Source organism: Verrucomicrobiia bacterium, from assembly GCA_019634635.1.
Taxonomy (GTDB): Bacteria; Verrucomicrobiota; Verrucomicrobiia; order Limisphaerales; family UBA9464; genus UBA9464.
In genome coordinates, this window is record JAHCBB010000001.1 from 57,220 (window position 1) to 71,040 (window position 13,821).

12 protein-coding genes are annotated in these 13,821 nt (G+C 66.8%); 2 read left to right on the plus strand and 10 right to left on the minus strand.

Annotated elements, in window-relative coordinates:
• The first annotated feature begins 94 nt into the window (after positions 1-94).
• Positions 95-3,310, plus strand: a complete 3,216-nt coding sequence (locus KF791_00275; GenBank protein MBX3731007.1) for a HEAT repeat domain-containing protein — start codon at positions 95-97, stop codon at positions 3,308-3,310.
• Positions 3,311-3,343: 33 nt separating this feature from the next.
• Here KF791_00275 and obgE read toward each other — a convergent pair whose 3' ends face one another.
• The 10 genes from obgE to KF791_00325 all read right to left on the minus strand — a co-directional run bounded on the left by obgE (position 3,344) and on the right by KF791_00325 (position 11,974).
• On the minus strand, positions 3,344-4,534 hold the full coding sequence (gene obgE, locus KF791_00280) for a GTPase ObgE (GenBank protein MBX3731008.1): 1,191 nt from the start codon (positions 4,532-4,534) through the stop codon (positions 3,344-3,346).
• A gap of 75 nt (positions 4,535-4,609) precedes the next feature.
• Positions 4,610-4,873 (minus strand): 50S ribosomal protein L27, encoded by a 264-nt coding sequence (gene rpmA / locus KF791_00285; protein ID MBX3731009.1) that lies wholly within the window; start codon positions 4,871-4,873, stop codon positions 4,610-4,612.
• Positions 4,874-4,891: 18 nt separating this feature from the next.
• Positions 4,892-5,203 carry a 50S ribosomal protein L21 gene (gene rplU, locus KF791_00290; protein ID MBX3731010.1) on the minus strand — a complete coding sequence of 104 codons (312 nt, stop codon included), beginning with the start codon at positions 5,201-5,203 and terminating at the stop codon, positions 4,892-4,894.
• Positions 5,204-5,306: 103 nt separating this feature from the next.
• Positions 5,307-6,395, minus strand: coding sequence for a membrane dipeptidase (locus KF791_00295; GenBank protein ID MBX3731011.1), 1,089 nt, complete (start codon positions 6,393-6,395; stop codon positions 5,307-5,309).
• Between the two features lie 18 nt (positions 6,396-6,413).
• Entirely contained in the window at positions 6,414-7,523 is a 1,110-nt protein-coding gene (locus tag KF791_00300) for a D-TA family PLP-dependent enzyme (GenBank protein MBX3731012.1), read from the minus strand.
• 46 nt (positions 7,524-7,569) lie between these two features.
• On the minus strand, positions 7,570-8,631 hold the full coding sequence (locus KF791_00305) for a hypothetical protein (GenBank protein ID MBX3731013.1): 1,062 nt from the start codon (positions 8,629-8,631) through the stop codon (positions 7,570-7,572).
• Positions 8,628-9,143 (minus strand): hypothetical protein, encoded by a 516-nt coding sequence (locus tag KF791_00310; GenBank protein ID MBX3731014.1) that lies wholly within the window; start codon positions 9,141-9,143, stop codon positions 8,628-8,630. The genes KF791_00305 and KF791_00310 overlap by 4 nt, the downstream gene beginning before the upstream one ends.
• A gap of 56 nt (positions 9,144-9,199) precedes the next feature.
• On the minus strand, positions 9,200-10,039 hold the full coding sequence (locus KF791_00315) for a DUF1080 domain-containing protein (protein MBX3731015.1): 840 nt from the start codon (positions 10,037-10,039) through the stop codon (positions 9,200-9,202).
• An 18-nt stretch (positions 10,040-10,057) separates the two neighbouring features.
• Positions 10,058-10,912 carry a sugar phosphate isomerase/epimerase gene (locus KF791_00320; protein ID MBX3731016.1) on the minus strand — a complete coding sequence of 285 codons (855 nt, stop codon included), beginning with the start codon at positions 10,910-10,912 and terminating at the stop codon, positions 10,058-10,060.
• 237 nt (positions 10,913-11,149) lie between these two features.
• Positions 11,150-11,974, minus strand: coding sequence for a type II secretion system protein (locus KF791_00325; GenBank protein MBX3731017.1), 825 nt, complete (start codon positions 11,972-11,974; stop codon positions 11,150-11,152).
• A gap of 220 nt (positions 11,975-12,194) precedes the next feature.
• On the opposite strand from KF791_00325, the gene KF791_00330 reads away from it, so the two are divergent.
• Positions 12,195-13,556, plus strand: coding sequence for a DUF1501 domain-containing protein (locus KF791_00330; GenBank protein MBX3731018.1), 1,362 nt, complete (start codon positions 12,195-12,197; stop codon positions 13,554-13,556).
• Positions 13,557-13,821: the final 265 nt, after the last annotated feature.

The window sequence follows — 13,821 nt, forward strand, 5'->3', positions numbered from 1 at the left end:
TGAGGCGTCCAATAGCCCGGACCGGATACCTGAAGCAAACGGTTTGAATCCGTCTCCCCGGGCTGCGACAACTCGCGTACGCCCGCCGTTCTCCATGAGTTCCGCTCAGATGCTTTCCCCCGCCCGCAGGACTGGCCGTGCAATTGCCGCCGCCGGTTTGGCCGTGCTCGCCGTGGTCGCCCGGTCGGCGTCCTTCACCGCGACCGACCGCCAGCCCACCCCGGCCGAACTCGCAGCACTGCCGGCGGTGGCGTCTGCGGCAAGGGCTGCAGCCCTGCTCGAGGAGGTGGAATTTCCCCCGGAATTCGACGTGCGGATCTTTGCAACACCACCGGCCGTCAATTATCCGGTGTTTGTCGCTGCGGCCCCGGACGGCACCCTGTACGTCTCAAGCGACGGCAACGGTTCCCTCGACCGGAAGCCCCACTTGGGGCGGGTGCTGCGGGTGCGGGATGCCGACGGGGATGGACAGGCGGACGAGGTGCGGGCGTTTGTGCCGGACGTGGACTCCCCGCGCGGCCTCGTCTGGGACCAGGACCGGCTGTACCTGCTGCATCCGCCGGACATCAGCGTCTTTTTTGACCGGGACGGCGACGGCGTGGCGGAGGATCGGCAGACCCTGGTGTCAGGCATTGCGTTCACCTTCAAGGACCGGCCGGCCGATCATTCCTCCAACGGGCTGGAGCTGGGTGTGGATGGCTGGCTGTATGCGGCAATCGGTGATTTTGGATTTCTGGAGGCGGTGGGGGCGGATGGGCGGAAGCTGCAACTGCGGGGCGGCGGCGTCGTGCGGGTGCGACCGGACGGCTCCGGGCTCGAGCTGTTTGCGGATGGCACGCGCAACATTTTGGAAGTCGCGGTCAGCCCGCTCCTCGATGGATTCGCCCGGGACAACACCAATGACGGCGGGGGATGGGATGTTCGGTTGCATCACTTCAGCGGGCTGACCCAGCATGGGTATCCGCGGTGGTTCAAGAACTTCGCCGACGAGATCATCGAGCCCCTGGCGGATTACGGAGGGGGATCGGGGTGCGGGGCGGCGTGGGTGGATGAACCGGGGATACCGGCGCGCTGGAACAATGCGCCGTTCACCGCGGACTGGGGCACCGGGTGGATCTACCACCATGGACTGACGGAGCGGGGCGCGACCTTCGCCGCCACGCAGGAGTCGTTTGCCAGACTGCCGCGCGTCACGGATCTGGATGTGGACGCGAACTCGGCGATCTACGCGGCCAGTTGGAAGGGTGCCTCCTTCACCTGGGTGGGCCCCGAGGTGGGGTTCCTTGTCCGGGCAACGCCCAGGGGCTACACGCCGCCGCCGGTCCCGGATTTCGGGCGCCTCGGCGACCTTGAGCTTTTGCAACTGCTGGAATCGCCGGGACATCGCCGGCGACTGGCGGCCCAGCGGGCGCTGTTGCGCCGGTTGCATGCGGACCCGGCTCCGGGAGTGTTGGGGATGCTCTCGGCGCTGGCATTGAACGAGGCGGCGCCGTTGCCCTCCCGGGTGGTGGCCCTGTTCACCATTGCACTCGGATTTCCAGCCGACAGTCCGGCCCTGATCTCAGGCTGGCTTCGCGACCGCCAGCTGGCGCCATGGGTGCTGCGTGCCCTTGGGGATTCCCCCGTCCGCGCCACACCGGAAACGCGGGCCGCCATCCGATCCATGGCCGCTTCGCCGGACGCAAGGACCCGCCGCGAGGCGGCGCTGGCGCTCGCACGGGTCGGACAGGAGTCCGATGCTGCGGTTGTCGTGCCACTGGTGGCGGATTCCGACCCGGTGGTCTCGCATACGGCGGTTGAGGCGCTGGTCCGCCTCAGGGCGCTCAGGGCGTGTCTGCAGGTGGTGGATGATCGAAATGCCCCGCCGTTGCTCCGGTCCGGGGCGCTTCGCGTCGTCCGCCGCCTGTCGGACCTTGAGACGGTGGAGGCCCTGGTGGAACGGCTGGCGGACGAGACGGAGCCGGGTCGTCGGGAAGGGCTTATCACCGCATTGTGCCGGCTGCAGTTCCGCGAGGCCGCGTGGGCGGGGGACTCGTGGGGGACGCGTCCGGACACCCGGGGGCCGTACTACCAGCCCCAGCCCTGGGCGGGCACTCCCATGATTGCCGCGACCCTGGCGCAGGCACTGGCCGCTGCCCATTCGAGGGAGGCGGCCTGGATTGGGCGTGAGATGGCGCGGCACCGCCTCCCGGCGGGCGAGGTGCTGGCGACGCTGATGGCGCGGGCGGCCGATGAGGATTCCCTGCTCCCGGCGATCGCCTCCCAGCTGGCCGATGCCGAGGACACCCCGGCCGAGGCGGTGCCGCTGCTCGTGCGGGTCGCCGGCGATGCGTCGGCCGCGGACGCCGCCCGGGCTGCAGCGGTCATCGCCCTTGCGCGAACCGGGGATCCTGTGGCATGGCGTGCGATCCTGACGGCCCTTCCTCAGGTGCAGCGGACCCGCACTGAAAACCATCTGGCGGAACGCGCGCGCAATGCCGTTGCCGCCGCACCGGCCGTGGAGCCGGTGGTGGCGGTGTTGCAGGAGGTTGCCGCCCGGGTGGACGGGGAGCCGTCGCAGATCGCGGAGGGACTTCTGATGAAGCTGGCGTCCCGTGCCGCGACACCCTCCGCGGCACGGGAGGCGGCCGGTCGCTCGCTTGAGGTCGGCTGGACCACCCAGGCAAGGCGTCTCCAGATCCTGCGCGCGGCGGCACAGGTTCGGGACTCGGGACGTGCCGCGTGGTTTGTGGCGGCGTTGGAGGATGCGGATCCCGAGGTGGCCGCGGCCGCCGCGGAGACGGTGAAACGACTGAAGATTGATCCGGCGGCATTCCAGGCCGAGGCCTCCGGGCCGAAGGTCGGTGAACTCGACGTCAGCGCGGTGCTTGACGCGGTGGGGACCCTTCGCGGGGATGTCTCCCGCGGGGAGCAGATTTTCCTGCAGTCCGGCTGCAGTGGATGCCACACCGTGCGTGAGGATGAACCTCCAAAGGGGCCGTATCTCGGCACCATCGCGCGGACCTATCGCCGTCGTGAACTCGCGGAGGCAATCCTCGTCCCGGACAAGACGCTGGCCCAGGGGTTCATCGCAAATTACTTCGTGCTCAAGGATGGCACCGAAGTGGACGGGTTTGTGGTTCAGGAGGCGGCGGATGCGGTGACGATCCGCACCGTTGCTGCGGAGGAGGTCCGCATTCCCGTGGATGCCATTGAGCGGCGGGAACGTCAGGAACGTTCGCTCATGCCGGAGGGGTTGGCTGCGGACCTGACCGTGCGCCAGTTCGCCTCACTGTTGGACTACCTGGAATCCCTTTCGGCAACGCCCTGACCCCCTTGCGGGAATGGGCCGGACGGGATCGCCTCATGCCGTCTCGTCGGTGAGTTCCCGGATGGCCTTCAGCAAGGCCGGGATGCCTTCGTCAAAAGCCGCTGAGATCGGGAGGACAGGCATCTTGCGGATCTTGCGCTTGAATGCCCTGAGGTTCGCCTCGGCATTCGATTCATCCATTTTGTTGGCCACAACCAGCCGGGGCTTCTCGAGCAGGGCGGGGTCGTAGAGCTCGAGTTCCTCGAGGAGCGATCGGTAGTCGTCCCAAGGGGCGCGGCCTTCGCTACCGGCCATGTCGAGGAGGAGGATCAGCGCCTTGCAGCGGGCGACATGGCGGAGGAACTTGTGGCCCAGGCCCACGTTGGCGTGGGCGCCCGCGATGAGGCCGGGGACGTCGCAGAGGGTGAGGCGTCGGTGGTCGGGATACTCGACGATGCCCACCTTGGGCGTGAGTGTTGTGAACGGGTAGGCGGCGATCTTCGGACGCGCCTTCGAGATCGCCGTGAGCAGGGTGGACTTGCCGGCGTTGGGATATCCCACGATCCCGACATCGGCGACAAGGCGGAGTTCGAACAGGAAGTCCCCTTCGCTTCCGGGCTCTCCGGGCTGGGCGAAGCGCGGTGCCTGGCGGACCGATGTGGCGAAATTGCGGTTGCCGAGTCCGCCCCGGCCGCCGATGCAGAGGACGAAGCGCTCCCCATGGCGGGTAAGGTCGCACACGAGGTCGCCGCGTTCCCGGACCACCCGGGGCGGTGCTTCCGGCGGGGTGGCGTCACGGTCGAGGCGGATCTCCAGGGCCCGTGCGCCGCTGCGGATCACCGGACGCCCCGCAGACGCGAGCCGCCATGCGGCTTCGGCCCCGGGTTCCCGGTCTCCGGCGTCGGGTGCCGCATCCGCGGCGGGCGGGGACGCCGGCGGGTGCATTGGTGGCAGCCGCCAGACGACGGTTCCGCAGGGCACCTGGATCACCAGGTCACGACCGGCCAGTCCATCCATGCCCTTCCCCATGCCGTGGTGCCCGTTCTCCGCAATCAGCCGTGGCTGGTAGAACTGGTGGATCAGGTTGTTGAGGTCATGGCTGGCCTCAAGGATGACACTGCCGCCGCGGCCGCCGTTGCCGCCGCTCGGGCCACCTTTGGGGATGTAGGCCTCCCGGTGAAAGGCGACCGCACCTTTGCCGCCGTGGCCTGCGCGTGCAAACACCTTGACCTCGTCAACAAACATGTCGGATGGGCCGGGTCCCAATGAAAAAGGCGAGGCTTTCGCCTCGCCAGGAACCCGGCCGGCTGGGCGTCAGCGTCAATTGGCGGCCGGATTGGGCTCGGGGACGACATGAACCCGTCGCGCCGACTTTTCGAACTGCACCCGGCCGTCCACCAGTGCGAAGAGGGTCCAGTCGCGCCCGGTACCCACGTTCTTCCCGGCGTGAAACCGGGTGCCGCGCTGACGAACGATGATGGACCCTGCGGTGACCTTTTCGGAACCGAAAGCCTTCACGCCCAGTCGTTGCGCGTTGCTATCGCGCCCGTTGCGGGAACTTCCCTGACCTTTCTTGTGAGCCATGTTGAATCTTTCTGTACTTTAAGCGGTGATGCCGGTGATCCGGACCACGGTGAGCTCCTGACGGTGCCCCTGCTTCTTGTGGTATCCCTTGCGGCGCTTCATCTTGAAGATGACCTTTTTTTCGCCGCGGATGTGTTCAACCACATCGGCGGCGACCGTGGCGCCGGGAACGGTGGGTGAGCCGACGGCGACCTGCCCCTCGTTGTTGACCAGCAGCACACGATCGAAGGTGAAGGTCTGACCCGCGTCCACCGCGAGCCGTTCAATTTTCAACGTGTCGCCCGCGGCGACGCGGTACTGCTTTCCACCGGTTTCCAGAACTGCGTACATAACTTGAGCTCCTGACAAAAAGAGGGGCGAAGCTAATCAAAGCCGCGGTTTGGTGTCAATTTGCGATTGGTAATTTTTACGGCATCTCCAGGCGCCGCGTGGCTCAGGAGGGCAGGTGGCGCTCCAGGAAGGAGACCGCGTTGCCCCAGAGAATGCCCTCAATGTCGTCCCCGGAGTATCCCCGTCCCGCCAGGAGGTCTCCCAGGCGGGCGAGGTCTGCAATGGTGTCGAGGTCCATTGGCGTCTGCTCGGTGCCGAAGCCGCCGTCCAGGTCCGAGCCGATGGCCAGGTGGCCGGACGTGCCAGTGAGCTGGCAGATGTGGTCCATGTGTTCGACAATTTTTTCGAGCCGCAACTGGAAGTCCTCCGGACGCGATCGGTGATGGGCCCAGCCGTGGACCATCATGATCGCGTCGAAGGCCATGCCGATCACCGCACCGCGCCGGGCCAGCTCGCGGATCTGGGCGTCGTCGAACTGGCGGTTCCAGGCGGCGAGCGCCCGGCAATTGGAATGGCTCGCCCATACCGGGCCATCCCAGTGGTCGAGCGCATCGCGAAACGACGCATCGCTGAGATGCGTGGCGTCGAGGATGATCCCCAGGCTGCGCAATTCCCGCAGCAGATCCCGGCCGCGCGGCGTCAGCGGACCCGTCGCATCGGTCCCCTGACCGTGGACGCCGGGGCCGTAATGGGTGAGGCCGACGATTCGCAGACCGTAGCCGTAGGCGGTGTCCAGGTGGCGTCGCGACACCAGCGAGTCGGCACCCTCGAGGCTGAGCACGTATCCAATCGGCAGGCGGGCGGCCTCGGCGTCGTCCGCTTTCAGCCACACCGCCGCGTGGGCGGCCACTTCGGCGCCGGTGCGGAGCTGGCGCAGTTCGCCGGCGTGCTCCATCTCGACATGCCACGCATGCTGGCCCTGGGTCCAGGCCCAGGCCTGTTCCGGGCTGTTGCAGCCCGGCATCCGGGAAAACGGATCCACATGGCGCGCCAGCTGGGTGGCCACACAAAGGCCGATCCGGCCACGGCGCATTTCCGGAAAGCAGACCGTCCCGCGCGAGCGGCATACGTGATCGGTCCGTCCGAGTTCGTGGCGGCGGATACGTTCCAGTGGCCAGCGGAGGTCCCGGTTGAAATCCACCGCGTTGTACGAGAGGTCGAGGTGGGCGTCAAAGAGGAGGCGCGGCTTCATTGGATGGGCCGTGGGACGTCAAATTGTGATTCGTCGTGTCCGGGCGGTCACCGGCCATCGGTCCGTCACCTGATGGTCCCGGACCGCCAGCACCTCGGAATACAGCGCGACCGTCGGGCACACGTGGCGCGGAATTCCGTACACGACCGTGCCGGAGGCCAACGCGCTGGGCTCCGGGGTTTCCAGCACCAGGTGTTCCTCGCTGTGGCCCACCAGGGTGGCCTCCTCGAGACCGAACAGACGGACGCGTGGGGGTGCCATCTCCGACGCCACCGCCTTGTGGCCCAAATCCAGGCACAGGCGCCGCGGACCCGGCCGGCTGATCACCCGCGTGAGCAGTACCGCGGCGTTCAGGAAATCGAGATCCGGATCCTGCAGGGGCTGGCCGAAATCCCAGAGCACCACCGTCCCGGCGCTGCACTCCACATCCGGTCTTTCGGCAAAGAAGGGCAGGGTGGGGGTGCCGCCACCGACGATTCGCGGCACGTGGACACCAGCGGATTCCAATCGGTCCCGCAGCGTCCAGACGGGGCCGCCGGCCTCGTTCCAGGCGGCCCGGCGCTTTTGGACCTCGGGTATGGCCAGATGCCCATCGTAAACGTGCAGCCCATCGAATTCGAGTGCAGCGTCCTGGTGTATCCGGCACGCCAGATCGAACGCAGCCTCTCCGGGGGCGATGCCGGTCCGGTGCATGCCGACATCCAGGTCCACCAGGAGGCGGATCGGGCCTCCCAAGCGGCCGGCGGCGGTCCGGATTGCTTCCAAGGTGTCGGGGTGGTCCACCATGCCGCGAAACCGGACCCGGGGGTAGGCGCGTTGCAGTTCCACGAACCGGTTGACCGTGGGGCCGACCATGGGATGGGCCAGCAACACATCCGTGCCGCCGGCTGCCGCGACCATCTCGCACTCGGCGATGGTGGATGCCTTGAATCGGTTGATCCCGACGTCGAGATGCAGCGCGATGACCGGCGCCAGCTTGTGGGTTTTGACGTGAGGACGCAGCCGCGCCGGATCGCCTCCGACCGTGGCCAGCAAACGCCGGAGATTCTCCGCGATGCGGTCGGGGTGGATCAGGAGCGCCGGGGAGGCCACCTCCGACTCACCGGTGATGCGGTACCAGTCGTCCATGCGATCCCGGCGGCACGGGCCGCATCAAGTGCAAGCGTCCCGGTGCCTAGTCCCGGACGGCGGTCCAGTCGCTGACGATCTCGGTGCCGTCGAGGTCCGCCTTTGCCGTTCCGCGGATGGACCCCTCGACGACCTCCTCGGTCATGCGATAGGTCATGGTTTCCCCGTTCGAGCGCATCCGCTTCACGGTCCACTTGAACTTCCGCCCTTCCACCCGTCCCTCTTCGATCGCCAGCCAGCGGTCGGGTCCGCCCGCGAAGCGGCCGCTGACCGTGGCGCCCTCCTGATTGAGGATCAGCGGGGCCGACACCGGCTGGCCATCCGGGCCGTTGATGGTCCAGGTCCAGTTGCCGGTCAGCACATCGGCGCCGGCTGTCGAGGGCGGGCGGGGACCGGTGATTTCGGCGAGATGGGGTTCGAGGGCCTCGGCCCAGATCCGGTAGCCAGCGGGGGAAAGGTGGAGGAAATCCGGCATGATCTCCTTCGGCAGGCTGCCGTCGGCGCGGAGGAATCGGTGGCCGATGTCCACAAACCGGACGTGCTGGCCGTCGTCAAGCTGTTGGAGGAGCTGGTTGACCTGGCACAACTTGCCGCGTTGCGGATTCGGGGTCTCGCCACGCGGAAAAATACCGAGGACCAGGATGCGGGTGTCCGGCAGGGTCGCGCGGAGCTTCTGGACAATGGCCGTTATGCCCTCGGCGATTTCGGCGACGGTGTTGTCCTCGCCATTGGAGTTGTTGGTGCCGATCATGATCACTGCCGCCTTGGGGTGCACTCCGGCGAGGTTTCCGTTGTCGAGACGCCAGAGGACATGCTGGGTGCGGTCCCCACCGATGCCGAGATTGATGGCGTGGCGGGGGGCATAGAACTCGGACCAGACCTCCTTGCCGGCACCTTCCCACCCCTGGGTGATGGAGTCGCCAATGAACAGCACCTGGGCCTGGTCACCGGCCACGGAGACCCGCGTGTTCATGGCCGTCTGGCGCTGCTGCCACCATTCGTCGGGCCGGGGCTCTGGCTCGGTGGCGGTGCTGGCGAGGGCGGCCGTGGCGGTCCATGCCGCGAGGGCGAGGATCCGGAGGGCCCGGGCGGGCGTCGGGTGGTTCATGAAGGGGATCTGATGACGTGGGGGACGGGACGTGTAACCGGGACATGAGGTGCGGCGGCCATGGGGAGCGGTGCGAGCAATTTACGTACTTGTTCCAGCAGGTCCTGATACTTGCTCTGCATCGCGAAGCCCATCTTTTTGGCGTCTTCAAGGACGGCGTCGCCGTGGTTGTTGATCCGATAGGCGTCCAGGGACACGAGGAAGAAGTCCCCCTCGCGCAGGCGGGTTATGGAGATGATGACGCGTTCCCAGACCCCCCGCTCGAGATTGCCCCAGAGGACGTTCTGGCCCGTGCTTGCGGCCTTTTCGTAGGTGAGCGCGTTGTTCTTTTCGTTCACCAGCTTGTACCCCTCACGTTCAAAAACCTGGGCGATGGCCAGGCGGACCGCGTCGCGGGAGAAGCCGTCCACCTCCACGGCGGCATAGCGACCTTTGCCAGCACCGGTGGGGGGTGTGGTGCAGCCCGACACGAGGCCAACGGCGAGGATCAGGCAGAGCAGTGTGGGTTTCATGGGAGACCTCGGGGCGCTGTCGGGACCGTGGCGTGCAAACGCCGCAGCGTTCCGGATCAGCGCCGGGCAGGCGATGGGGCGTCCGCGGCCGGCGCATTGGTGTCTTTGCCGATCCCCACCTTTGCGGGCAGACCCGTTTCCGGCGGGGCATCGGGAAGGCGGAACAGTTCAATGTCCTTGAACTGCACTTGCATAGGAGGGCCGGTGTGGATCTGCAGCGCCAGGATTCCCTCGCGAGGGGCCTTGCTCCCGAGGTCCACGCAATCCGCCATGAGGTGTCCGTTGATGAAGTGGAGCACCTGATTTCCCCGGGCGACGATGGTGTACTCGTTCCAGTCGGAGGCATGGATCCGTTTCTGGAGGGCTTCCGGGGTGCCCACAGTTCCGATCACCTTCACTTCCGGCCTGCCGTCAACATCCTTCACCAGCGTGCGCTGCCCCCGCTCACAGAGAATGCCGCGGCCCCGTTCCTCATAGAGGATCCCGGTGTATCGCGGACTGGAGTCAATGTCGGCCTGGTAGCCGCCCACGACGAACGCGGCGGGATCCATCAATTCGCTGCGGTATTGCACCCCCGAGTTGCCGCCGACAATCCGGTATTTCAGGTGCAGCTCGAAATCGCGAACCGTTCCGTTGGTCCAGACGAGGAAGGTGTTCTGGCGGATCGGGTTCGCGGGGGAGGTGAAGCCGGTGATGGCACCATCGCGGACCGTCCAGTGGGCGGGCAGTCCCGCCCAGCCGGCGAGCGTTTTGCCGTTGAAGAGCGACTCCGGCTTGACGCCGGGCGGGGCCACGGCCCTCGGCGGAGCGGCCTGGGCCGTCAGGCCGAGGGCGAGGCCGGCGAGTGCGAGCGCCCGGAGTGCGGGACGGCGGCTGGGGGAGTGCGGGACAGACATGATGGGGAAGGTGGCGGGTTATTTGCGGCGGCCGAAGAGGCGCTTGAGGTTTTGCAGGCCCTTGACGGCGATTTCGTTTCGGGTGGGCTCAATGCGGCGCCAGATGGCGGCGGCCCGGGCGATCACCTTCACGTCGGTGGTGAACGACTCGATGACGATGTCCCCGTCGTATTTCACCGACTTCAACGCCGCCACAATCTCCTTCCAGTTCAGCGAGTCGCCACCGGGTGTCCCACGGTCGGTGCCGCACGCATGAAAATGGCCGAGGAGCCTGCCCGCCTTCTTGATGGCCGCCGCCTGGTTTTTCTCCTCGATGTTCATGTGGAAGGTGTCGAGGTGCAGCCGGAGTGCCCCGGATCCGACCGCCCTCAGCAGCTTGAGTCCCTGGTCGCAAGTGTTGAGGAAATCCGTCTCGAACCGGTTCAGCGGCTCGACGCAGATGGTGATGCCCCGTGCCTCGGCGTACCTGGCGAGCTCCTTCAGGTTTTTGACCACAAGCTGGAACTCGACTTTTTGCTGGGCGGGGTCCACCGCGTCGGCCTTGCCGACCACGGAGTACACCGGGCCGATGATCTTCGCGCCACCGAGCACCCCGGCCTGATCCACGAGCGCCTTGCAATAAGTCATCGCGGTCTTCTGCTCCTCTGCGGTGCCGCGGAAATCGCGTCCGGGTCCCATGCAGGCGCAGATGCTGCCGATGACGAGGCCCGCCCGGTCGGCTGCCGCCTGCACCCGGGCCGGGTCAATGTGTGACGGATCCTCGACCGGGATCTCGATGGAGTCGAACCCCCAGCGCTTGAACTGGGGGAAGAGCTTGACGCTTTCCGTCGTGAACGGAGAGACGAACAGGAAGGTGTTGATTCCGAAACGCATGGTGACAGCGACGCGAGGCTAGGGAGGCATGGCCCGGCGTCAAAGCGATTCGCGCGGTCCGGCGGGGAGAAGGTCACGCGGCCCCGGATCAAGGACCGTCGCCCGATCACCCTCCCGGCCGGTCCCACAGGGTGACGAAGCCGCTGCGTCCTGGAAATCTGGGGAATCGCAGCGCCCTTCCGGCGCATGGATCGCGTTGCGCCGGCTTCCAGAACTTCGAATGGCGCGGACAGCGGATTATGGCACGTCCTCGGGCGGCACGACGGTGCGCTGCATCTTTTTCAGGTCGTTGATGCTGTTGCCGCCCCGACTGGAGGCCGCCGGGGTATCGAGCCGCTGGTCCACGCTGAGGACCGTCCAGCGGAACACCTCGGCATGCCCATCCGCGAAGGAAAACGCCGCCGACCGCCCGTGGCGCGCGGTGGGCGAATTCTGCCAGGTGCGGCTCGGGGGGGCCTGTGTGGCATAATAGCCGTCATCCACCGTCTCCTTGCTTTCGTCCACGAACACAAGGGACTGGGCCGGGGAGGGGTTCTTGATGTCCGAGGACCGTCGGTACTGCGGGTATCGGGGACCCAACACCCAGCTGGTGTCGGCGCCTCCGTCCCGGCCATCGCTCCCGCCCATCCGCCCGCTCATGGAATAGGTGCGCACCAACCCTTTGGGAATCCGGGCCCTCTGGGCCTTCAGACTGTCCGGAAGCTCGACTGCCGCCGGGTCCCGGTAGATGGCCACCGAATTGTTGTACACGAACAACCGGCCATTCCGGATGTCCAGTTCGTTGGTCGCACCGGGCAGTGCGGCGACATTGCCGCCGATCCACGCGTTGGTGGTGCCCAGCCAGTTCGGGATCAAACGATCGTCATTGTCGTTGAAGTACATCGTCCAGCACAGGGCGAGCTGACGCAGGTTGTTCACGCAATTGATGGAATGGGCTTTGCTTTTCGCACGCGACAAAGCAGGAAGGAGCATGCCCGCCAGGATGGCAATGATGGCGATCACCACCAGGAGCTCGATCAGGGTGAACCCCCTGCGGGTCGTGGAAAGGATTCTGCGTTTCATGGCAAGTACCAGTGTATGAGGTTTGGAAACAGTAGGCAGCAGGACTTCCGTGGCCAGCGGAAAATTCGGCAGGCCCTGTCAAGACCACTCGGGGCGCGAAAGGACCCTCCCCACCATCGGCCTTGACCGAAGCCGCCGTGCTGAACCGACGCTTGCCTCTCCACCGGCCGGAGCGTAGACCCTCCGTTGAAAAGTCCCGTGAACTGAACCGCATGCTCCCATGCTGACCATCCTGGGTCCCCGCTGTGCCGGCCGCGCGTATTGCGACGGCGTCTCCCGCCGCAACTTCCTGCGCATCGGTGCGCTTGGGATGGGAGGGCTGGCACTGCCGGACCTGCTGCGCGCCGAGTCGTCAGCCGGCATCCGCAGCGCCGGCAGCCAGCACAAGGCGGTCATCATGATTTTCCTGCCGGGCGGGCCGTCGCATCAGGACATGTTCGACCTGAAGATGGACGCTCCGGCCGAAGTCCGCGGGGAGTTCAAGCCCATCGCGACCAATGTCCCGGGCATCCAGATTTGTGAGCATCTGCCCCGCATCGCCCGGCAGGCCGACCAGTACACGATCATCCGCTCCCTGGTGGGCATGGAGGACCGGCATGAGTCGTTCCAATGCTACACCGGCCGGCTGAACCGCGCGCAGCCCCCGGGGGGGTGGCCGTCCATGGGGTCGCTGCTGGGCAAGCTCCAGGGCTCCGGCGATCCCGCGTTGCCGGCGTTTGTTGGACTGGCACCGAAGATGGGCCATGTGCCCTGGTCCGACAACGGCGTCGCCGGCTTCCTGGGGGCGGCCTATGCGCCCTTCGAGATCCACAAGGGCGGCGGCAAGGACGACATGATCCTCAACGGGATCACCCTCGACCGCCTGGCTGACCGGCGGGGTCTGCTGGCGTCGCTCGACACCTTCCGTCGCGAGGTGGATGCGAGTGGGCAGATGGCCGGACTGGACGCCTACAATCAGCAGGCCTTTGGCATCCTGACTTCCAGCCGGCTGGTGGAGGCGTTGGACTACCAGAGGGAGGATCCCACGATCCTCGAGCGATATGGCCAGGGGGATCCGAAGAACCGCGATGACGGCGGGCCGAAGCTCATGGAACATTTCCTGGTGGCGCGCCGTCTGGTGGAGGCCGGCGCGCGGTGCGTGACGCTGGCCTTCAGCCGGTGGGATCACCACGGCGACAACTTTGGGGCGTTGCGCCAGGACCTCCCGCTCTTCGATCAGGGTTTGAGTGCGTTGCTCCAGGACTTGCGCGATCGCGGACTGGAGCGGGACGTCAGTGTGGTGGTCTGGGGTGAATTCGGGCGAACCCCGACCATCAACAAGGACGGCGGACGCGACCACTGGCCGCGGGTGAACTTTGCGCTGCTGGCCGGCGGGGGCATGAAACACGGCCAGGTCATCGGGTCCACCGACCGTCTCGGCGGCGAGGCGGCCTCGCGTCCGGTCACCTTCGGGGAGGTCCATGCCACCCTGTACCGCGCCCTCGGGCTTGACGTGAACCAGGTGACGGTCAATGACCTGACGGGGCGGCCGCAATTCCTGGTCCCGGACGGTTCCCAACCCATCCGGGAGTTGATCGGGTAGGAGGGATGAACATCCACGACGCCACGATGGTCGAGTCGTTTTCGGCCCCGGTGGGGCTCCCGCCGAGCCGTTCGCGGGACTGCGATTCGGTCCTGTGGGGACTCCCTGCGCGGACGGCTCAGGAGGACCTTCGCCCCACCACCGTTGTGGGCCCCGGTGGGGTGAGGCTCCCGCCGAGCCGTACGCGGGACTGCGGTTCGGTCCTGTGGGGACTCCCTGCGCGGACGGCTCAGGAAGACCTTGCCCCACCTCTGTTGTCGGACCC